Source organism: Janthinobacterium sp. HH104 (assembly GCF_001758715.1).
GTDB classification, from domain to species: Bacteria; Pseudomonadota; Gammaproteobacteria; order Burkholderiales; family Burkholderiaceae_D; genus Janthinobacterium; species Janthinobacterium aestuarii.
Genome location: NZ_LRIB01000048.1, coordinates 85,319 through 107,118, shown reverse-complemented (window position 1 = coordinate 107,118; position 21,800 = coordinate 85,319). Strand labels below are relative to the sequence as shown.

The 21,800-nt window shown below is 65.5% G+C and carries 18 protein-coding genes; 11 read left to right on the top strand and 7 right to left on the bottom strand.

Annotated features, from left to right (window positions below):
• Nucleotides 1-18 precede the first annotated feature (18 nt).
• Nucleotides 19-969 (top strand): PP2C family serine/threonine-protein phosphatase, encoded by a 951-nt coding sequence (locus tag JAB6_RS22860; RefSeq protein WP_070304743.1) that lies wholly within the window; start codon nt 19-21, stop codon nt 967-969.
• On the opposite strand, the gene JAB6_RS22855 is transcribed toward JAB6_RS22860, so the two are convergent.
• Entirely contained in the window at nt 950-1,369 is a 420-nt protein-coding gene (locus tag JAB6_RS22855; RefSeq protein ID WP_034751983.1) for a DUF2177 family protein, read from the bottom strand. The genes JAB6_RS22860 and JAB6_RS22855 overlap by 20 nt on opposite strands.
• Before the next feature lie 148 nt (nt 1,370-1,517).
• Between JAB6_RS22855 and JAB6_RS22850 the strand changes: the two genes are divergently transcribed.
• From JAB6_RS22850 to JAB6_RS22825, 6 genes are all read left to right on the top strand, one after another.
• The gene (locus JAB6_RS22850) at nt 1,518-2,366 is read left to right on the top strand and encodes a class I SAM-dependent methyltransferase (protein WP_070304742.1); all 849 of its coding nucleotides are present in this window, start codon (nt 1,518-1,520) and stop codon (nt 2,364-2,366) included.
• 217 nt (nt 2,367-2,583) lie between these two features.
• Complete coding sequence (locus tag JAB6_RS22845) at nt 2,584-4,185, top strand: FHA domain-containing protein (RefSeq protein WP_254671750.1); 1,602 nt, start codon at nt 2,584-2,586, stop codon at nt 4,183-4,185.
• A 389-nt stretch (nt 4,186-4,574) separates the two neighbouring features.
• Entirely contained in the window at nt 4,575-5,168 is a 594-nt protein-coding gene (locus JAB6_RS22840) for a metal-dependent hydrolase (protein ID WP_070304740.1), read from the top strand.
• A gap of 115 nt (nt 5,169-5,283) precedes the next feature.
• Nucleotides 5,284-5,802, top strand: a complete 519-nt coding sequence (locus JAB6_RS22835) for a sigma-70 family RNA polymerase sigma factor (RefSeq protein WP_070304738.1) — start codon at nt 5,284-5,286, stop codon at nt 5,800-5,802.
• Nucleotides 5,802-6,764: a FecR domain-containing protein gene (locus tag JAB6_RS22830; RefSeq protein ID WP_070304736.1), complete on the top strand. Its 963-nt coding sequence runs from the start codon at nt 5,802-5,804 to the stop codon at nt 6,762-6,764. The genes JAB6_RS22835 and JAB6_RS22830 overlap by 1 nt, the downstream gene beginning before the upstream one ends.
• A gap of 139 nt (nt 6,765-6,903) precedes the next feature.
• Nucleotides 6,904-9,375: a TonB-dependent receptor gene (locus JAB6_RS22825; protein ID WP_070304734.1), complete on the top strand. Its 2,472-nt coding sequence runs from the start codon at nt 6,904-6,906 to the stop codon at nt 9,373-9,375.
• A 9-nt stretch (nt 9,376-9,384) separates the two neighbouring features.
• Here the strand turns inward: JAB6_RS22825 and JAB6_RS22820 are convergent, their stop codons facing one another.
• The 5 genes from JAB6_RS22820 to JAB6_RS29435 all read right to left on the bottom strand — a co-directional run bounded on the left by JAB6_RS22820 (nt 9,385) and on the right by JAB6_RS29435 (nt 16,178).
• Nucleotides 9,385-10,272 (bottom strand): pirin family protein, encoded by an 888-nt coding sequence (locus JAB6_RS22820; RefSeq protein WP_070304732.1) that lies wholly within the window; start codon nt 10,270-10,272, stop codon nt 9,385-9,387.
• Nucleotides 10,269-10,667: an OsmC family protein gene (locus JAB6_RS22815; RefSeq protein WP_046684109.1), complete on the bottom strand. Its 399-nt coding sequence runs from the start codon at nt 10,665-10,667 to the stop codon at nt 10,269-10,271. The genes JAB6_RS22820 and JAB6_RS22815 overlap by 4 nt, the downstream gene beginning before the upstream one ends.
• A gap of 78 nt (nt 10,668-10,745) precedes the next feature.
• Nucleotides 10,746-11,492, bottom strand: a complete 747-nt coding sequence (locus tag JAB6_RS22810; protein ID WP_070304730.1) for an SIMPL domain-containing protein — start codon at nt 11,490-11,492, stop codon at nt 10,746-10,748.
• Nucleotides 11,493-11,527: 35 nt separating this feature from the next.
• Entirely contained in the window at nt 11,528-13,840 is a 2,313-nt protein-coding gene (locus JAB6_RS22805; RefSeq protein WP_070304728.1) for an SUMF1/EgtB/PvdO family nonheme iron enzyme, read from the bottom strand.
• 19 nt (nt 13,841-13,859) lie between these two features.
• Entirely contained in the window at nt 13,860-16,178 is a 2,319-nt protein-coding gene (locus tag JAB6_RS29435) for a hypothetical protein (protein WP_070304726.1), read from the bottom strand.
• 332 nt (nt 16,179-16,510) lie between these two features.
• Between JAB6_RS29435 and JAB6_RS22795 the strand changes: the two genes are divergently transcribed.
• The 3 genes from JAB6_RS22795 (at nt 16,511) to JAB6_RS22785 (ending at nt 18,770) form a co-directional block, all read left to right on the top strand.
• Nucleotides 16,511-16,747: a hypothetical protein gene (locus tag JAB6_RS22795; protein ID WP_034751908.1), complete on the top strand. Its 237-nt coding sequence runs from the start codon at nt 16,511-16,513 to the stop codon at nt 16,745-16,747.
• A gap of 189 nt (nt 16,748-16,936) precedes the next feature.
• A complete protein-coding gene (locus JAB6_RS29955; protein ID WP_083292923.1) occupies nt 16,937-17,632 on the top strand; it encodes a YXWGXW repeat-containing protein in 696 nt (231 codons plus the stop codon).
• A 109-nt stretch (nt 17,633-17,741) separates the two neighbouring features.
• Nucleotides 17,742-18,770 (top strand): transporter, encoded by a 1,029-nt coding sequence (locus JAB6_RS22785; protein ID WP_175444600.1) that lies wholly within the window; start codon nt 17,742-17,744, stop codon nt 18,768-18,770.
• A gap of 51 nt (nt 18,771-18,821) precedes the next feature.
• On the opposite strand, the gene rnk is transcribed toward JAB6_RS22785, so the two are convergent.
• Nucleotides 18,822-19,229 carry a nucleoside diphosphate kinase regulator gene (rnk, locus tag JAB6_RS22780; RefSeq protein ID WP_175444599.1) on the bottom strand — a complete coding sequence of 136 codons (408 nt, stop codon included), beginning with the start codon at nt 19,227-19,229 and terminating at the stop codon, nt 18,822-18,824.
• Nucleotides 19,230-19,815: 586 nt separating this feature from the next.
• Between rnk and JAB6_RS22775 the strand changes: the two genes are divergently transcribed.
• Complete coding sequence (locus JAB6_RS22775) at nt 19,816-21,708, top strand: bifunctional diguanylate cyclase/phosphodiesterase (RefSeq protein ID WP_070304722.1); 1,893 nt, start codon at nt 19,816-19,818, stop codon at nt 21,706-21,708.
• Nucleotides 21,709-21,800 lie beyond the last annotated feature (92 nt).

The window sequence follows — 21,800 nt, the reverse complement described above, 5'->3', positions numbered from 1 at the left end:
CGTGGACCGCAACAACCGATGCATTTAATCAAAGACGGGCTCGACTTCGGCCCCTGGCTCGACGCCGCCGCCGGCACCAGCGTGGGCGCCGGCCCCATGCCGCGCCGCGAGAACCAGGACAATTTCCTGCTGATCGATGCCAGCGGCCACGCCGTCTGCCTGTCGCAGCAGGCGCCATTCCACTGCCAGGTGCCGGGCTGGCCGCGCGGCCATGTGCGCGCCGCCGTGCTCGATGGCATGGGCGGCCATGGCCATGGGCGCGAAGCGGCGGAAGCGGCCGTGCAAGGCTTGCTGGCCATGCCCGCCTGCCTCGACACGGCCAGTCTGGCGGCCTGGCTCGACCAGCTGCACACGCGCTTGCAAGACACCTTCGCCAGGACCGAGCCAGCCCAGGCGCGTCCGCCCGGCACCACCCTGACCTTGCTGGAAGTGCCGCCCGGCGAAGCGCCGCTGCTGTATCACGTGGGCGATTCGCGCCTGTATGAAATTGCCGACGGGGTTGCCAGCATCCTCACCGTCGACCACGTGCCGGCCACCGTGTACGCCATGCGCGGCGCGCTCGACGAGACGCGCTGGCGGGCCGCCGTGCATGGCGAGCACCATCCGCAAATCTCGCAGGCCTTTATTTTAGGCAACGCCATCAGCGACAGCTTGCAGCTCGACAAGCCTTTAATGGGCCTCGACGCGGCCACCTTGCCGCCCTTCCTCGCGCACCTGGGCGACCGCCGCGTGCTGCGCGTGCGCCCCGGCGCCCACTATCTGCTGGCCAGCGACGGTTTCTGGGCCTGCGAGGATCCGCTCGCCCTCACGGCACGCTGGCCCGCCCTGTGCGCCGGCAAGACTGCGGCGCAGGCGGTCAGCGCCGTGTTCGACGACTTCCTCTTGCATCCGCCAAAAGGCTTGCATAGCGACAACATTACCATGCTGGCGCTGCGCTTCGAGGCGGAGTTCACCGTCCCGATCGGCTAGCTGCAAGGTAACCGGCCGTTGCCGATACGGCCGACAGCACACTGCCCCACACCATATCGATCGCCGTCAAGGCCAGCGGCCAATCGCGCAAGGTCGCATAGTTGCTCAAATCATAGGTGCCATAGGCAAGCAGCCCGAGCAGCGCACCCAGCGCCGCCGCCGTGCGTCCGCGGCGCGCCCGCAAGCCGGGCAAGATGGCAAACACCACCAGCCCCGCCACATACAGCAGGTAAAACAGCACGGCCGGCGCCCAGCGCGGCGTGTCCGCCAGCAGCGGCCCCAGCGCCGCTGCGTACACGGGCTTCATCAGCACCGCCAGCCACAGGGCGTCGATGGCGAGAAATACGCACAGGGTGGCGCCATAGGCAATGGCAAGCTGGAGCGGGCGTTGGGCAGGCATGGTCATCTCTCGGCGTCAGGCAGCGTGGGGGAATGGTTGCGCCAGCATAATGCAAAACGCCGCTACGCTCACGACCGCCTGTATGAATTGAACCATGCCCATGGCGCGCGGTCTGAAGGATAGACCTCTCCAACGTCAGGAGCACGCCATGAGCAACACTATCCCGACACCGCAGGCCGCCGCAGGCGCGCCCGACTACGCCGCCATCAAGCAGCGCCAGCAAGCGAGCTGGGCCAGCGGCGACTTCGCCATCATCGGCGTGACCCTGCAGCCGGTTGGCGAATTGCTGGCCGAGGCCGCCGATATCCGCGCCCACGAAGACGTCATCGACATCGCCGCCGGCAATGGCAACGCCACCCTGGCGGCCGCGCGCCGCTTTGCCCGTGTCGTGTCCACCGATTATGTGCCGGCGCTGCTGGACAAGGGCCGCGCACGCGCCGAGGCGGAAGGGCTGGCCGTGACTTTCCGCGTGGCCGACGCCGAAGCCCTACCCTTCGCCGATGCCAGTTTCGACGCGGCCCTGTCGACTTTTGGCGTGATGTTCGCGCCCGACCACCAGCGCGCGGCCAGCGAAATGCTGCGCGTGCTGCGGCCCGGCGGACGCATCGGCATGGCCAACTGGACGCCGGATGGCTTTGTCGGGCAACTGTTCAAAACCATAGGCAAATATGTGCCGCCCCCGGCAGGCATGGTGTCGCCGGCCCGCTGGGGCGAAGAGGCGTATGTGCGCGCCCTGTTCGGCCAGGGGGCGGAGCAGGTGCACGGCCAAAGCAAGGTCTTCAATTTCCGCTACGCTTCCGCCCAACACTGGCTGCAAATCTTCCGCGACTATTACGGCCCCGTCCACAAGGCGTTTGCCGCGCTCGACGCGACTGGCGCCGGAGCGCTGGAACAGGAACTGCTCGCCATGCTTGAACGCCTGAATACGGCCGGCGCCCACTCGCTGGTGGTGCCGGGCGAGTATCTGGAAGTCATCGTCAGCAAACGGCGCGGCTAAGACACTGTTGGCAAAATAACATATCCAGAAAGATATAAAATGTGTTTTTAGGCAATAGTTTCCATGACATGTATGGCAAGGTGTGACCAGGGGCATGAATTTGGGCAAAAAGAGCGCATTCCGGTGTCGCGAAAGTTGCCAAGCAGGCGCAAAAGCGCGTAAGCTCTCATGTATAACAGAGGGCAGAATGTCCCAGCTCGATTCGAGTCAGAATGTCATGAAAAAATGCAGCAACCCGGAGCACCCGCACTGTACGTTCTGGGTCTTGCCTGGGGAAACAGTCTGCGCGGGCAACCACCCGCAAGCAACGACTGCCTCCAGCAGCTACGACCTGTTGACCGCACTGCGCAGCGCCCGTTCCGAGCCATCGGCAACGGCGCTTCCGCACGCCCCTGCACATGATTCTGTTATTCGCGATGCCGTTATCCGCGATGCCGCCATTCAAACGGTGGCCCGCTCCGTGGAGGCCTCTGCCGCCACCCCGACGTTCACGCCAGCGCCCGTTGCGCCATCAACGGTCCCTCCAGCTTACCAGCCAGTGCAAGCCCACCTGCACATCAGCGGCTTCGATCCGCGCGCGGCAGGCGGACGGCAAACATTAAAAATGGAATTGCGCGGCATGAGCGCCGCCTGCGCGCCGCAGCTGACCTTGCGCCTGCGCTCGGACCTGATCCCACGCGGCCACGTGCAGCATGATTTCGTGCGCACCACGCGCGGCGACTGGCGTCCCGTGTTTGTCGAGTTTTCCTCACGCAACAAGGAACACGGGCAATACCAGATCGAAGTGGAAGTCCACAGCCATGTCGATGGCGCCGTGGCGCAAAAATGGGTGTGTACGTTTGTCATCCTCGTGCCGCGCCGCGACGCCACCCTGACGGAAATCCACCAGATCTTCCTCAGCACGCACAAGAACGTGCGCGTGATGGCCGACGACGCCTCGATCGCCCGCGTGACGGGCGGCGACGGCTGCAATCTCGACGTGACGGCGCGCAATGCCGGCATCGCCCACGTGGATCTGTCCGCGCCGCAAGGCAAGATCGACATGGGCTTTACCACGATTGCCTGGGACGAGGAGTTAATCGAAGTTGACCTGCCCGCCGCCAGCCACTGCCATCCGCACCCGAGCCAGGCCGCTTGCCTCGTCAATGCGGCGCCGGAAGCGGGCGAACAGCGCCAGATCCGCCTGTTCGCGCTGGAAGAATGCATGCTGGGGCGTTTCGAGCTGGTGGACCCGGAAGCCGATGTACTTCTCAGCCATTTCAGCCCCGACGGCCAGGACAATAATGGCTTGACGCGCCGCCTGTCGGGCCGCCACGCCATCATCCGGCGCAGCCAGCAAGGCTTTGAAATCGAGGACGTGTCGCGCTACGGCCTGCTGCTCGACGGTGTGTGGCCCGGCAAGCACAAGCCCGTGCCCCTGCGCCTGGGCATGCGCATCGAATTGTCTGCCAGCATCAAGGGCATCGTCGTGCTCAGCGTCACAGCCCTGCTCGCGCACGGCGTGATCCTGCACCGCATCGACCACGGCGCCCGCGCCGAGTGTTTTTACCTGCTGCTGCCCGACACCCAGCCCACGCCGGCAAGCCACCTTGCCACGCCGCAAGCAAGCTGCCTTCCCGTGCTCTTCCACCGCAACGGCGGTTTCTGGCACCTGGACACGGCCAGTGGCAAGGAAACGGCGCTGGCCCCCGCCACCGCGCTCGACAAGCTCAGCGGCTTCGCGCGCCACAACCGCTTCGCCAGCGAACCGTATCCGGAATGCTGGATCATCCGCACCGAAGGCGCGGCGCTGTGCGACAGCACCATGCAAACGGCCTGATACACCACCTCCTGACACCTGACCGCTAGCGCGGTACCAGCACCAGGAAAATCAGCGACAAGCCAATAATGAACACCGCTTCCAGCGAAAACACGAGGACGGGAATCTGCAATTCGCGCGGGATTTTCATGGCGACACCTCTTCAAAACGTCAAACTGCTTTCAGCATAGCGCGCCCTGCGCCAATTACATTATCAGCCGCACAACACAATTAACCGGACGGCATGCGTTGCAGAGTCCGCTGGCCCGCCCTCCCGACACAAAATTTAACAAATTATCAGCAGATATTCTGCAAATAGCGCCCCTCCACGCCCTTGCATACTGTATATTCATCCAGTTAATATCCCCCTGCATTTCACACAACGCCTCGCATGGCGTTTTACATTTTCTATGGCTTCCAACAAAGCGCATCATGCGACCGGTTGGGCTGCTGGCGTGATCGCCGCGGCCCTGGTCGCGCACGCTGGCGCCGGTGGTCCCTATCAAGTGCTGAGCGTGCTCGCCTTTGTCATGGGAGCGCTGGGCGGCACGGCGCCGGACTGGCTGGAAGTGGCCTGGTGGGCGCGCACGCACAAGCTGTGGATCACGCACCGCACATGGACGCACTGGGGCCTGGCCTGGATCGCCCTGCTTGTCTACACGTATCTGCAATTGCCGCACCACCTGTGGGCGCCGCCCCTGTTCGGCTTTGCCGCCGGCGGCATCATGCATCTGCTGGCGGACTGGCCCAATCCGCTGGGCGTGCCGTGGATTTTCCGCCGCCACTCGCTGCGCTGGTGGAAAAGCGGGCGCCACGACATTATCGTCATCATCGCCGCCTGGCTGGCCGCCACCATCGTGGCCGACCACGTGTTTTTTGACGGCATCCACTGGCAGCGCAGCGTGCTGGCGCTGGACAGCCTGCTGCACTGGTCCGGCGCTGCCCTGCAGCAAGCCTGGGCGGATCTGCAACAGTGGCAGGAGCGCTGGCGTCTCGGTGGCTGACGCCGATTGACGGGGGCCGCATGGCAATGTGATAATGAGTATCATTCTCAAACAGCCCAGCCAGCCGGCACCCCGCGTTCCGTCAGCCCAGCTCTTCCCTTGCCTGGAGAACGCAGTGAGCACCGTCAGTCCCATCCACGCCAATCACCTGAACACCCTGTACAGCGAGCATCACGGCTGGCTGTATGGCTGGCTGCGCGGCAAGCTGGGCAACCGCGCCGAGGCGGCTGACCTGGCGCAGGACACTTTCGTGCGCCTGCTGGGCAAGCGCGAGGTGACACCGCTGGCGCCCCTGCGCGAGCCGCGCGGCTACCTGGCCACCATCGCGCGCGGCTTGCTGATCGACCGCTACCGGCGCCAGGCGCTGGAACACGCCTACCTGGAAGCGCTGGCGCAGCAAACCGAGCCGATATCGATCAGCGCCGAAACGCATGCCATCATCATCGAAACCCTGCTCGCCATCGACCGCCTGCTCGAGCGCCTGGGTGCGCGCACGCGGGACATCTTCCTGCTGGCGCAAATCGAGGAGCTCAGCTATGTCGACATCAGCCGGCGGCTCGGCGTGTCCCTGCCCACCGTGAAAAAGCACCTGGTGCGCGCCTACACGGAATGCCTGATGCTGGCGGCTAACTGATGTTCGGCGCATCCTCGTCCACTCCCATCGCCCGCAAGGTGCTGGCCGCCGCCGCCCACTGGCATGTGGAACTCCAGTGCGGCGGCGCCGACCCGGCCGCGCTGCAGGCATGGCGCGATGCCAGCGCCGAGCATGAACGGGCCTGGGAACTGCTGCAGCGCATGGACGGCCAGCTGGGCGCAATACCGGCAGCGCTGGCGATGCCTGCCCTGCAGGCGGCGCAGCAGCGCCGGCGCACCGCCGCGAAAGTGCTGGCCATGCTGGTGGCGGCCGGCGGCGGCATCGCGCTGGGCCAGGCGGGCCTGCAGTCGGCCCCATGGCAAGCGTGGACGGCGTCCTTGCGCACGGCGCCGGGCCAGCGCCGCCACGTGACCCTGGCCGATGGCGGGCGCATGGAAATGAATACGGATAGCGCGCTCGATATCGCTTACGGCGCCACGCACCGCCGCATCCGCCTGCATCATGGCGAAATCATGATCACGACGGCATCCGATGCCCGCCCCTTCCTCGTCGACACGCCGCACGGCGTGATCCGCGCGCTCGGTACGCGCTTTGGCGTGCGCTGCGATGCCGACGACAGCACGGTCAGCGTCTACGAACACGCAGTGGAAGTGCGCTGCGCGGCGCGCCCGGACGCCGTGCGCCGCCTCGAAGCGGGACAGCAGCTGCGCTTCAGCGCAAGCGGCTCGGAGCACGTACAGGCCATGTCCGCGCACCAGGACAGCTGGCTGCGCGGCATGCTGGTGGCCGCCGACTGGCCCCTGCAGCAACTGGTGCAGGAGCTGGCGCGCTACCGGCGCGGGCGCCTCGCGTGCGACGCGTCCGTGGCGCGGCGCCCCGTCACGGGCACTTACCGGCTCGACGATATCGACGCCGTGCTGGAAAGCCTGTGCGCCTCGCACGGGCTGCAAGTGACGTACTTCACGCGCTACTGGGCCACGGTGGCGGCCCGGCCGGTGTAATTATTTTCAGTTTTTTTGCGCCAGGGGTTGGTGTTTCGCTGCGCTGCTTCGGCTTCCTAGTTAAGTAGCCAATTAGGTAGCCAATTCACGTAGCCGATTCACACGCCAATTCTTATCCCTTAGAGCAGAAAGACCGAGCATGCAGCTGACCACCCCCGTCCTCCATCCCGCCGCGCACGCCATCCGCCTGGCCGTCCTCGCCATGGCTTGCGCCGCCCCCGCCGCCTTTATCGCCGCGCCCGCGCTGGCGCAAGGCCAGGCCGCCACCGCCCAAGCGTTTGCCGTACCAGCCGGCCCGCTGGCCACCGCCTTGAATGACTTTGCCGTGGCCGCCGGCGTCAGCCTGTCGACCGACCCGGCGCAGACGCGCGGCCTGCGCTCGCCCGGCGTACGCGGCAGCTTTGGCGTAGCCCAGGGCTTTGCCCAGGTGCTGGCCGGCAGCGGCCTGGAAGCCGTGCAGCTGCCGAACGGCGCCTACGTGCTGCGCCAGGCGGCGCCATCGTCCGCAGCGGCGGCCGGCGTGGAAAAGACCATGGCGCCCGTGACGGTCAGCGCCAGCATGGAGCGCGACCCCGTCAGTGAGCACAGCAACTCGTATGCGGCGCGCGCCGTCACCGTCGGCAAGGGCGTGCAAACACTGCGCGAAATTCCGCAATCCGTCAGCGTCGTCACGCGCCAGAAAATGGACGACCAGAACCTCAACACCATCGACGCCGTGCTGGCGAACACCACCGGCATCACCATGTACGACAGCCCCATGGGCGGGCGCTATGTGTATTCGCGCGGTTTCATGGTCGACACTTACCAGTTCGACGGCGTCAACCGCGCCATGTACTATCCGCAGGCGAACAGCTTTACCAGCAACACGGCCGTGCTGGACCGGGTGGAAATCGTGCGCGGTGCCACCGGCCTGCTGCAGGGCACGGGCTCGCCGGGCGCCGCCATCAACATGGTGCGCAAGCGCCCGCTGGCGGAAAAGCAGGTGCAGCTGGCGCTGAGCGCAGGCCGCTGGAACGACGTGCGCGGCGAAGTCGACGTCACCGGTCCGCTGAACGCATCGGGCAGCATCCGCGGCCGCGCCGTGGCCGCGCACGACCAGCGCGATTATTTCTATGACGTGGCCGACAGCCGCACCGACGTACTGTACGGCGTGCTGGAATTCGACCTGGCGCCGGGCAGCAAGCTGACGACGGGCGCCAGCTACGAAAAACTGCATTCGACGCCGTTCTTTTCCGGCATGGCCCGCTACCGCGATGGCAGCGACCCGAAACTGCCGCGCGAAACCTTCCTCGGCGCCGACTGGAACCGCTGGGCGAGCCGCCAGACGGCCGTCTTCGCCGAATTCGAGCACCGCTTCGACGCCGACTGGTCGCTCAAGGCCAGCGCCAACTACACGCGCGAGCGGCATGACGTGAAATACATGTTCAGCCAGGGCGCGCTCGATCCCGCCACCATGGCTGGCATGATGATGTATGGCGGCGTGTTCGACTACGGCAGCACCAACAAGGGACTCGACCTGTCGCTCGACGGCAAATTCAACGCTTTCGGCCGCCGCCACGGCTTCAGCGCCGGCATCAACACGAACCGCCTGGAAAGCGACAGCGATTTCAGCCTGGCCTTGCTGCAGCAGCCGAACAATCCGCTGCGGCCGAATCACGGCGTGGCCGAACCGAGCGACGCCTGGTTCCGCGAAAACAGCTACCGCGGCGATCCCAGCTTGACGAAAATGACGCAGACGGGCGCCTATGGCGTGGCCCGCTTCAGCGTCAGCGATCCGCTCACCGTGGTGGCGGGCGCGCGCGTGTCGAACTACAAATGGAGCAGCGTGTACCGCGACACGGGCGAGGTATACATCGACCCGTACCGCGAAAACGGCGTCGTCACGCCGTATGGCGGCGTGATCTACGCGTTCGACAAGCGCTGGTCCGGCTACGCCAGCGTGTCCGACATCTTCCAGCCGCAAAACCAGCGCACGGCCGAAGGCGCCCTGCTCGACCCGCTCAAGGGGCGCAACCTGGAAGTGGGCGTCAAGGGTGAACTGTTCGACGGCAAGGTCAATACCTCGCTGGCGCTGTTCCGCATCGAGCAGCGCAACCGCGCCGAACTGGACCTGGTCAATACCTGCTCCAGCGGCACGGAATGCTATTTCTCGGCGGGCAAGGTGCGCAGCGAAGGCCTCGACGCGGAAATCAGCGGCGAAGTGGCGCCTGGCTGGCAGCTGTTTGCCGGCTACACCCTGAACAACTTCAAGTACCTGGAACAGACGTCGAATGCGGGCGTGATGTTCGCCAGCACCTACTCGCCGCGCCACATGCTGCGCGCGTGGAGCGACTACCGCCTGCCCGGCGCCTTGCAGAAGTGGAGCGTGGGCGGTGGCGTGAACTTCCAGACGGAGAGCTCGCGCGTGACGCAGAACGTCACGGTGGCGCAAGGCGCGTATGCCTTGTTCAGCGCGCGCGGCGCCTACCAGATCGACCGTAACTGGACGGCGTCGCTGTCCGTGACGAACTTGCTCGACAAGCGCTACTACCAGACGGTGGGCGCGCCTGCGTGGGGCAATTTCTATGGCGAACCGCGCAAGGCGCAACTAACCTTGCGCGCGCGGTTCTAGACGAAACGCTTATGCCGGAGGACGCAACGGCGCCTTCGGCAGCGGAATGAATTCCGTCTCGCCCGGCACTTGTCCCATGCGCTGGGCGGTCCAGTCGTCGGCCGCCTGCGACAATCGCTCCTTGCTCGACGAGACGAAGTTCCAGAACAGGAAACGGTGGCCGTCCAGCGGCTCGCCGCCGATGACGACAAACTGCACCGGGCCGCCCCCTGCCGTTACGACAGGCACCGTGCCCGCTTCCAGCAAGGCCATGGTGTGCGGCACCAGTGCCACGCCATCGACCAGCATGTCCCCGCTGACCGGATAAATCGCCGCCTCCGGCGGCAAGCCTTCCAGGCGCAACTCGCGCCCCGCCTGCAGCGCCACGTCCAGGTACACCGTCTGCATATAGGTGCGCACGGGCGAGGTCTGGCCAAAGGCCGTGCCGATCAACACCTTCACCACGGCGCCATCGAGCGGCACGACGGGAATGTCGGCTTGCGGCGTGTGCGTGAAACTCGGTTCGTCCTCTTCGTGCGCCTTGGGCAGCGCGGCCCACAGCTGCAAGCCGTGCGTGCGGTGCGGTTGTCCCGCCAGGTCGTGCGGCGTGCGTTCCGAATGCACGATGCCGCGCCCGGCCGTCATCCAGTTGATGGCACCCGGCTCGATGCGCTGGTACGAGCCGATGCTGTCGCGGTGGTCGATCGCGCCTTCGAACAGATAGGTGACGGTGGCCAGGCCGATATGCGGATGGGGGCGCACGTCGTGGTTGGCGTCGGGGGCCACGTCGATGGGGCCGAAGTGGTCAAAGAAAATGAAAGGGCCGACGGCCTGCTTGGCCGCGGACGGCAACAGACGCCGCACGACGAAGCCGCCGCCCAGATCCTTTTCGTGGCTTTTCAGGATGGCCGCGCTCATGCCAGCACCGTCGTGATTTCCGTGGTGACGGCCGTCATCAGCTTGTGGATCGGGCATTTGCCGGCCACGGCCAGCAATTCCTGGCGCTGCGCATCCGTCAGCTCGCCCGTCAGGTGCAGGGTGGCCGCCAGGCGGTACACGCCCTTGCGCTCTTCGCTGGCATCGCGCTCGGTCGACACTTCCACGTGTTCGAGCGGGATGCCCTTGTGCCGGGCGTACCAGACGACGGTGAGCGCCTTGCAGGCCGACAGGGCCGCGTCGTACAGGTCGTGCGGCGAAGGGCCGGCGTCGCCGCCGCCCTCCTCCACCGAGGCGTCGGCGGAAATGATGTGGTCGCGTACGTGCACGATGTGGCGCATGGGTTGCGACTGGTCGCGGATGGCTTTGATGGTCATGGCGTTCCTTGGTGCGTTTGGAAAGCCACAATTTACACCGTTTGGCCGCTTGGCGCAGCCCGCCGCCCTGCTACCTGGTCATTTGATACGGAATACGGCATCGACCGTCTGTCCCATCTTGAGGACGGTGACCATCAGCATGTCGTCGGGATTTTGCCGCTGGCGGCTGTTGGCGCGCTGGTAGCGGTCGGACGGCACCAGGCCGACCGCATTGCCCAGGTTTTTCAGCTGGTCCGACGAGATGCCGGCCACGGCGCCCACGCGCTTGCCGAAGCCGCGCGCCATGGCGTCGGCCTTGCGCTGCGCATCCTTGACGGCCTCGCCCACCAGTTCCTCTTCCAGGCGGATGCGCTGCGTGGCGCCGAAGGTGACGGCAAACGCATCGAGGTTGGGCATGGCCAGCAGCGGCCCTATGACGGCGGGCCATTTCGACAAATCGGCCACGTTGATATGCACGCTGGCCTTGATCTGGTACTGCGGATTGGCCGGGTCCTGTTCCGCGCCCTTGCGGATTTCCTTGCGCACGTCGCGCACCTCGATGCCGGCCGCCGCTTCCGGCAAACCCTGCTCCACCAGCAGCGCCTTGATTTCCGTGATGCGCGTCTGCACGAGGGCGGTGGCTACCTCCGGCGCCGGGTCGAAAACGCTGACGTCGAAATCGATCTCGCCCAGGTCCGGCGTGACGAAGCTGTAGGCCGTGCCCGTCGCGTGGATGAAGGGGTAGGAAGGCAAATCGCCGGCCAGGGCGGAGATGGGCAGGCAGGCGAACACGATGGACAGCAGGCGGCGTTTGAACACGGACACTCCAGCACGGTTAAGGTGCATGAAGTATCCGTCAAGATAGCCGATATAACAACAACTCAATCGAGCGTGCGCGCCACCCTGAAGCCCACGATATCGTTCGACAGCACGGTGGAAAAGCCGTTGCGCAGGGCAGAACGCAAATAGCGCGGGTGGTACAGCCACGAACCGCCGCGCAGGATGCGCCGGCTGCTGTCGCTGCCCTCTTCCCACGCGCTGCCATCGACTGGCGCGCCTTCGTAATTGTCGTGCACGACGTCCTGCACCCATTCCCATACATTGCCATGCATGTCGAACAGGCCCCAGGAATTCGGCGCGAAAGTGCCCAGCGGCGTCGTGCCGCCCCGGTACACGCCGCGCGGGCCGCCGTTGTAGACGTACAGGCCGTCGTAGTTGGCTTGCTCGGTGCTGATCGTGTCGCCCACATTGAAGGCCGTGCGCGTGCCGGCGCGGCATGCGTATTCCCATTCCGCTTCGCTGGGCAGGCGGTAGTGGCGGCCCGTGCGCTCGCTCATCCACGCCAGGTACAGCTGCGCGTCATTCCAGCTCACGCCCACCACCGGGTGCTGGTCGTTCTGCACGAAGCCGGGATTGTCCCAGTCCGTCTCGGAACCGCCCGCCCAGCCGGTCGCCTTGACGAAGGCGCGCCATTCGCCCACGCTGACGGGGTGGCGCGCCAGCGCGAACGGGCGCTCGATGCCGACCCAGTGCTGCGGCATTTCGCGCTCAAGCCACGTCTGCTGCGAGCCAGCCTGGATGGCGGCCTTGTGTTCCGTCTCGTGCGCCCCCATCTGGAAGCGGCCGCTGGGAATCAGCACCAGTTCCGGCCCCTGTCCCGAACCATCGAGAAAATCGTCGCGCAAGACGCCTTCCGCATTGGGCACCGGTTCCACGTGCTCGGCTTCCGGCGCCGGCGCGGATGCCGGCGCAGGGACAGCTGCTGCTGCGGCGCGGCTGGCCTGCTCCTTGCGCGCGCGTTCCTGCTCGGCGCGGTAGGCAGCTTCCGCCTTGGCGACGATGGCCTTGCGCTGCAATTCCTGGTGTTCCTGCAAGGCGGTGGCCGCATCGGCTTCGCGGCGCGCGCGCAGCTGGCCGCGCAGCGCTTCCTTGCGCAGCTTGCGCGCCTCTTCCGCTTCGAAATGGCGCTGCGCCTCCTGTTCCCGGCGCAGTTTGTCTTGCCGCTGCTTTTCCAGCGCGGCGGCCTGGATCTCGGCCTTGCGGCGCTGGTCCAGTTCTTCCTGTCGCACACGCGCTTCCTTGAGCGCCGCCTCGCGGGCCTGTTCGGCGGCCAGCGCCGCCGCCTTTTGCTGCTGCGCCGCGCGCGCCTGCTGCTGGCGCGCCTGTTCCGCCAGTTCTTCGGGCGACGGCCCGGCCGCGCGCTCCAGGTTTTCCAGCAAGGCTTGCACCGATTGGGGCCGCAGTTCCGGCGTCAGCGAAAAACCGTTCTGCAGCACTTGCCACTGCTGCGCGTTGAGCGCTTGCGGCGCCGACGGCAAATGGCTGGCGCTGCGCGCGTCGTCGAACGGCATACGCCCTTCGAGCATCTGATAGATCATCACGGCCACCGCATACACGTCGAGGCGCGGGCTGGGCTGGCGCTGGTTGGCGCCGGCCTCGGGCGCCCGGTAGCCGTGCGTGCCCGCATTCGGCATGTCCAGCGCCAGGCTGCTGTCCGCATTGCGCACGCGCGTAGCGATGCCGTAGTCGAGCAGCTTGACGTCGCCTTTCGCCGTCAGGAAGACATTGCCCGGCTTGATGTCGCGGTGCACGAGCTTGTGCTTTTCCCACGCATACGACAGGGCGTCGGCCACCGGCTGCAGCAATTCCTGCACGGTGGACAGGGGCAGCGCGCCCTCGCGCGCCAGATAGTGCTCGAGGTCTTCGCCATCGAGGCATTCCATGATGATGAAATAGCTGGCCGTGGCCGGGTCCTGCGCCCACTCGTAGACGCGCACGATGTTTTCATGCGCGAGTTTGCGCGCCTGGGTCGCTTCCTCGATCAGCAGCTTGGCGTGTGTGGCGCTTTGCGTCAGCTGCGGCGGCAAGATCTTCAGCGCCACCATTTCGCTGCTGCCCAGCTCCGCGTGCGTGGCCAGGTCGGTCGCTTGCCACACCTGTCCCATACCGCCCGTGCCGATCAGCCGCTCGAGCCGGTAGCGGCGGTTTTGCGGGCCGATTTCCTGGCCCGTCATGAAGCCCAGCTCCGTGCCCTGGCGTACGGGCAGCGGCGCCGGCACAGGCGCGGCGCCGGGCGGCGCGTACTCGGCGTCGAGGATGGCGTTCTTGCGGCGTTCAAATTCCTGCTCGCTGAGCAACCCGTCGTCGTGGAGGGCGCGCAGTTCCCGCAGTTTGTCTCGTGCTTTTTGCATCATCTGGGGTGAAACGCTTCCATCAAGGCTGCAAGGCGACGCCGCAGGCGGCGCAGAATTTATCTTCCGGATGGCCCGCGCGCTGCGCGTGGCCGTTCTTGCAGCGGACCGGCGCTGCTGCGGTGGCGGCGCCCGGCTGCAGCGCCTGCGCCACGGCCACGCCCAGCTGCGCCTGCGCCGACAGGCCATGCGCGTGCGCCGCGTTCTGCAGGTTGATCAGGTCGAGCTGCTGGCGCCGTTCGCGTTCCGCCTGGCCTTCCAGATAGCTGCGCTCCTGCGCCACGCTGTCCTGCGCCATGCGCATGGCGTCCAGCGGCGCGACGCTGTTCTCGGCCGCCGCCAGCGCCGCCAGCGCGTGGATCTGCTCGGCGCTCATGCCCGCTTGCAGCTGCGTTTTCAGCACTTGCGCCAGCACGGCCGCGTTCTGCCCGGCGGCCATGGCCACCTTGCCCGTGTCGCTCAGCGAACCGATTTTCTCGATGCGGTCGATGTCGATGCGCGCCAGTTCGGCCGCATGCGCCTGTTGCGCCAGCAGGGCTTCATATTCGCCTTTCCAGCGCGCGTAATCGCTTTCGCGCTGCTGCGCCATGGCCAGCAAGTCGCGCTGCCATTGTGCTTCCTGTTCCAGCTGGCGCAGCTGCTGGCGCTGTTCCTCGATGGCCAGCGCGTCGAGCTGCGCCAGCTGCGTTTGCTGCTGCAACTGGCGCGCGTGCACGCCGTCGGCCTCGATGGTGCGCAGCAGCTTTTCCTGCTGCGCGATGGCGTCTTCGCGCGCGCCGCCGCGCCGCAGCGCCGCCACTTTTTCCGCGATTTCCGCCGCCTGCACCTGGGCCGCTTCATCCTTGTGCGCTTCGGCGCGCAGCAATTCGCGCTGGCGCGCCAGCTGCATCTGGTCTTCCCACTCCTGCACCCGCTCCGCTTCGCGCTTGCGCGCCGCATTCGCCAGCATCAGCCCCTGCCACGCGGCCTGGTGCTGCTCCGCCTCCAGCTGCGCCTCGCGCTGGGCCGCATCCGCTTCCGCCTGGCGCAGGCGCGCCAGCTGCGTGCGGCGGCCCGTCTCATCGTCGATCAGCAGCGCGCTTTCCACTTGCTGCGCGATCGACTGCAAATGGACTTGATGCGTAAAGCGCTGCTGCGCCAGCTGGATCTGCTCGCGCCCGTGCAGCTGCGACAGTTCCAACTCGCTGCGCATCTTGATGGCGGCCAGCGCCCGCACGTGTTCCCAGTTGGCCGCTTCATCGGCCCGCTGCGCACCCTTCTGCGCCAGTTCCTGTTCCAGCTCGCCCAGCGCCAGCGCGGCGCCATGGTCGAGCGCCTGGCGCCGCGATTTCGCTTCCAGGATGCGGCCATACAGGTCGATCTGGCGCCCGCGCAACGCTTGCAGGCGCTCCGCTTCCTGATGGTTCAGCTCCGCCTTTTCCACCGCCGCATCCTGCCGCAGTTCGGCGCGGCGGTGCGTATGGCGCGCCGCCAGTTCCTCGCGGCGGATGCGCTGCCACTCTTCCTCGTCATACAACTGGTCGAGCTGTTTCATGCGCTCCAGGCTATGCTGCTCCAGTTCCTGCGCCGGCACGCCGCCCAGCCACAAGGTGCCGATGGCCGCATCGCCGCCGCCCTCGCGCTTGTCGTGCCGCAGGCTCAGCGTTTCCACGCGCGCCACGGCCAGGCCGCTGGGCGCCAGGCGCTGCGTCAGCGCCGATTGCAGGCGCTCGTTCAATTCGGGCCGCAAGTCGGCGTTCGCGTCCATCTCGCGCAGCGCGCGGCTACCGATGAATTCCAGCGCGATCTGGCGCACGGACGGCAGCAGCAAGGCGTGCAAATGGGCGCGCGTGACGGCGCCCGGTGCGCGCATGAACTGGCGCGCGAAAGCATCGGGCTGGCCCAGCGCGATGTCGACACGCAAGGACGCGGCGACGTTCAGCAGTTCCGTGCTGGCCAGGGCCGGCAAGTCGAATTCCAGGCTGACGGCGTCGGCGCGCGCGATCAGCACTTCTGCCGGGCGCGCCGGCAGCAGCGCGGGCAGGCGCGCAAAGAAGGCGGCGCTGTCGTAATCGCCAGCCGGTATCAAGGTGAAAGCGTCCGATTGCACGATCCAGGCGCGCGACTCGGCCGGCACCTGCAGGCGGCGCGCGGCGCTGCCGAACAGCGAGGACAGTTCGCGCACGCCAAAGAACAGGGCCAGTTGCCCATCAGCAAGATGCCATTGATTGGCATGCAGCACCGCGTCGCTGTCGGGGGCGCCCAGCGACAAGCCGCATTGCGCGCAATAGCCGGCGGCGGCGCCGTTCTTGTGCTCGCAGCGCGGGCAACGGGCGCCGCCAAAACCAAACAATTGGAACATGTGTGACTCCTGATGAGAATAATGGTGTGCGCAACACGGCTGCCATGCCGATTCTAGCAGGATAGCCGGGCCTCACTTGCCGCGCACGGCATGGGCACGGCAGTGCGCAGCATCAGATAATGCCATAGGGCAATTGCATTCATATGCGCGGATACAGGGCTAATTAGGCCTCAATTCAAGCCGTCGCCTGTCCGCGCCGCGCGCAGGCATTTCAGCGCCGTTTTTTTGCAGGCCATCCCGCCAAAACCACGGCTGGTCGCATGCGCATGGCGCGCCGGCCCGCGCATGGCTACAGTGCATGCATACCCACCCGCCACCCGAAAGGAACGATCATGAAAACCCTGAAAAACATGGAAGCCATCTTTACCGTCGCCGTCGCCATCGCCTGCGGCGCCAGCTATGCCAGCTTCAACCAGCCACAGGCCGCGCAAACCGCCGCTGCTGCGCAAGCGAACGCCATCCCCGTCGTGGTGGTCAGCGCCAAGCGCCTGACGGAACAGGAAAAGAAAATCTCGCTGATCGAGGAACGGCAAGCCTTGCTGGGCAACGCCACCGCCAGCACCCTGTGAGCCAACTATGCTGACACCACGCCGCCTGGCGCCAGTTTGAATACCGCCGCGCCAGGCCGCCATTTGTATCTGCCACGGATACACGGACACCCAGCATTGTGTCAATTGTAATAAGTTGAATCAAAGGCGATCTGCCCGCCTGCAAGCGCCTATAGTCCATTTCAAGCAATCACCGAAATGGAGCACATCATGAAACCCATCACACTCTACGCAGCAGCCATGCTTGCCATCAGCACCGCGGCCTTCCTGCCTGCGCAAGCGATGGCACAGAATCAGCTCGGCGTCAGCATTGTCATCGGCGACGCCCCGCCTCCGCCAAGGTTTGAAAGCGCGCCAGCGCCGCGCGCCGGCTATGTCTGGGCGCCAGGCTACTGGAACTGGGATGGCCAGCGCCACGTCTGGACCGGCGGCGAATGGCTGCGCGAACGGGGCGGCAACCAGTACCGCCGCGCCGCCTGGATACAGGAGAACAACCGCTGGCGCCTGGACCGTGGCGGCTGGGTCGCCGCGCAAGTGCAGCCCGTGCGCTATGACGACATCCGCATCGCCCCGCCGCCACCGCGCCGCGAAGCCATCCCGCGCGCCCGCCACGGCTACGTATGGGCGCCCGGCCACTGGGAATGGCGCGGCCAGCGCTACGCCTGGACGCCAGGTGTATGGATCGCCGAACGCCGCGGCTACGTGTATGCGCCGCCCGCCTGGAACCAGCGCGACGGCCGCTGGCAGATGGAGCAAGGCCGCTGGTCGCGCGGTCCGAACGGCGACCGCGACCGCGATGGCATCCCCAACCGCTATGACCGCGACAATGGCAACCGCCACGACCGCGATGGCGACGGGGTCCCAAACCGCGACGACCGCCGCCCGGATAATCCCCGCCGCGATTAAGCAGCATTAACACCAAGGCCACCCATCGCGGTGGCCTTGTCATTTTCCCGACACATCCGTGTATTAACATCGCGCGACGATCAATCACACTGCACGAGAAAGATTCACGATGGCGATGGAAACTGCCGGTTTTACCTACGGCTCGGACACCTCGGGCCTGGTCTGGGGCTTCCTGTTTGGCCGCGGCGGGCAGCCGCTGGCGCTCGACTCGACGGCGGCGCTGGCCTGGCTGGCCGATGGCGCGGCGCGCCCGGCGCAGGAATTCGTCTGGCTGCATTTCAATTTGTCGCATGCGGCCAGCGAAAAATGGCTGATGACGCATACGCAGCTGGCCGACGAATTCTATGAAACCCTGCACCAGGGTTCCCGTTCCACGCGCATCGAACAGGCGGAAAACACCCTGATCGCCGTGGTCAACGATGTGGTGCACAACTTCTCGTTCGAGGCGTCCGACATTTCCACCATGTGGGCCAGCGTGGCGCAAAACCTCGTCATCACGGCGCGCCGCGCACCGCTGCAGTCGATCGAGCGCCTGCGCCAGGCCGTCATCAAGAATCACGAGCCGATACGCTCGTCGGTGGAATTGCTGATCCATCTGCTGCGCGACCAGGCGGACGTACTGGTCAACATCGTGCGCGACGCCGTGGCGCGGGTCGACGATATCGAGGATCACTTGCTGGCGGGGCGCCTGGTGCCGAAACGCGAAGACCTTGGCGCCATGCGGCGCGTGCTGGTGCGGCTGCAGCGGCTGCTGGCGCCGGAACCGGCAGCCCTGTTCCGCCTGCTGCAACGCCCGCCATCGTGGGTGTCGGAGCTCGACAGCCTGGAACTGCGCCAGTCGACGGAGGAGTTTTCGGTGGTGCTCAGCGATATGTCTTCGCTCCAGGAACGCATCAAGCTGCTGCAGGAAGAGATCGCCGCCAGCGTCAACGAGGAAAACAGCCGCAGCCTGTTCGTGCTGACCATCGTCACCGTGCTGGCCTTGCCGATCAATATCATCGCCGGCATGCTGGGCATGAATGTGGGGGGTATTCCGCTGGCCCAGCACCCGCAGGGCTTCTGGATCATCGTCGCCATCATCGTCACGTTCACGGTCGTGGCGGGATGGCTGCTGGTGCGCGTGCAGCGAAACAGTTAAGTCCCGGCACGGCCTGGCAGGCGAACGGCAGGCGCCGTCCGCCGTCGCTGCTTATCGGTGGTATTCGCCGGCCCGTTCAGGCTGGTAAACGATTTCCTCGATTTTCACCTTCACGACGCCGCCCGGCATGGGCCAGGCGATGCTGTCGCCCACGGACAGGCCCAGCAGCGCGCTGCCGACGGGCGCCAGTACGGAAATACGGTCGGCCTGGCCTTCCACGTCCTTCGGATACACGAGCGTCAGGCAGAATTCCTCCTTGTTTTCCACCGTGAAGCGCACGGTGGAATTCATCGTCACGACGGTCGGGGGAATTTCTTGCGGCTCGAGCACCTCGGCGCGGCCCAGCTCATCGAGCAAGGCGGCCTTGTCCGGCGATAAGTTATTACCCAAGGAATACAACAACGCTTCCAGTCGTTCCAGGTCTTGTGACGACAAAATAATTTTTGGTTTTTTTTCCAAGATATCCTCACTATTGATCATCAGGGCGACGTCCGGCTTTACTGGCGGCTGCTGACTTGGCCGCGGCAGACAAAACAAACAGCATCAGGACGTCCATCATCAGCGGATTATGGACGAACTCGCGGAGCAAGGCCATAGCGTTCTCGCATTCTTCATTAAAATTTATAAAAATCAATGACTTGCAATGGCTGATATAGTCAAAAAATTTATCCGTGCCGCGATGGCCGGGTGCATTGAAGTTCTTGCTGGTATTTTGTTTACTATCAGCATTGTTTTAAGAGAAAAAAAACGGCGGGCAAAAAAAGGATTAAAATTCAGCATGAATTATTATTAGAAAGACACGTCCGCCTTTTCCGCCTGTCTTGTCGCCTTGCCTGCTGCCACCGGTGTGCCGCATGGATATAAATTGCCGCACGCCCTGTACTTTCACGCTGCAAAATGACAATATGTCGGCCTTAGCAACACTTGGCAACACGTTGAGAGTTCCGGCTCACTTCGGTTTTCATCAGACTGGAACGTAAAGTATGGCAGGGCGAGGCGCGATCACACGGGGCGGCGGCAAGCGGGGCCGGCAGGAGGAAGCGTCATGATGACGCCATTGATACTGCCGTCCGTGCAATTGCGCGGCGACCGGATAGCCCGGCTGAACTTGCTGGCCGCGGCGGCCATGCTGGCCACGGCCAGCCTGCTGTTGACCCTCTTTCAATTGTTTTCCCTTCAGGCATCCTTCCAGCGCAACCTGCACATCCAGGCCGACATGCTGGCACCCGCCGCCGCCCAGGCCATGCGCGAAGACAATCGTCTTGCAGCGCAACAACTGCTCGCTCCCCTCGCCGCCGCCCCGCATGTCCGGCAAGCCCTGCTCTACAGCCCCTATGGCACGCCGTTTGCCCGCTATGCGCGCAGCGGCAACGATGTCGTGCCGGCGGCGCCGCGCAACGGCCTGCACCTCGATTACCTGGACGGCAGCGCCGCGATATTAAAGACCCTGCCCGGCGGCGGCGCGCTCTACCTGCGCGCCAGCCTGGCGCCGCTGTATGCCAGCCTGGCGCAATTTGCCGCCTTCACCCTGCTCGTCTGCCTGTGCGCATTCGGCCTGACGTTCCTGATGGTGCGCCGCACGCGCACCGCCGCCCAGCATGCGGAAAGCCATCTGCACTACCTGGCCCACGTCGACTCCGTCACGCAGTTGCCGAACCGCCATGAATTCAACGACGCCCTGGCCTACGCGCTGGCGCGCGCCGACCGCCAGGACAGCAGCGTGGGCCTGCTGCTGCTGGACCTGGACAACTTCAAGGTAGTCAACGATACGCTGGGCCACCACTGCGGCGACCAGCTGCTCAAGCTCGTCGCCGAGCGCCTGGTGGCCATCCTGCGCGGCACCGACATCATCTGCCGCATCGGCGGCGATGAATTCGTCGTCATCGTCGAACCGGCCGACGACGCCTCGGAAATGGCCAGCGTGGCGCGCAAGATCCTCGCCGTGCTGGCCGCGCCGTTCGACCTCGAAGGCCACCAGCTGTATGTCAGCGCCAGCATCGGCGTGAGCCTGTATCCGTTCGACGCGCAGGATGTGGCCACCCTGACGCGCAATGCCGATACGGCCATGTACCACGCCAAGCACCAGGGCAAGAACCGCTACGCCGTGTTCAAGGCCGAAATGGAAATGCGCGCCCAGCGCCGCCTGCGCATGGAAGCGAACCTGCGCCGCGCGCTGCAAAACGAGGAACTGTATCTGCATTACCAGCCGCAGATCGACTTGCGCAGCGGGCGCATCGTCGGCGTGGAAGCGCTGATACGCTGGAATTGCCGCGAGATGGGCCAGCTGAGCCCCGCAGAATTCATCCCCGTGGCCGAGGAAAGCGGCATCATCGTCGACCTGGGACGCTGGGTGCTGCAAAGCGCCTGCCGCCAGGCGGCCCTCTGGTGCAAGGCGGGCCTGCTCGATTCGCTCGAGCACGTGGCCGTCAACCTGTCGGCGTGCCAGGCGCGCGATCCGGGACTGATGGACGACATCCGCGCCATCCTGCACGAAACGCAGCTGCCGCATGGCTTGCTGGAGCTGGAAATCACGGAAGGGGTCTTGATGGACAATATCCACGCCAACGTGGAATTGATGCGGCGCCTGCAGGAGACGGGTATCCACCTGTCGATCGACGATTTCGGCACCGGCTATTCATCGATGTCCTACCTGAAGCGCCTGCCGATCGACCAATTGAAGATCGACCGCAGCTTCGTGCACGACCTGCCCGGCGAGGGCGAAGCCATCGTCACGGCCATCATCGCCATGGCGCACAGCCTGCATCTGAAAGTGGTGGCCGAAGGGGTGGAAACCTTGCGGCAGGTGGAGTTTTTGCGGACAGCGGGCTGCGACAACGTGCAGGGCTTTTTCTTCGCGCGCCCGATGACGGCGGCGCAGCTGACGGCATTGCTGCTGGAGCGGCGCGACTGGAGTACGCGGACGATCTTGCCGGCTTGAGTTGGTGCCAACGATGGTGTCGGATTACGGCCGTTGGCCTAATCCGACCTACAGCAGCACACCATGAACAGGCAGGTCGGCGTAGGTCGGGT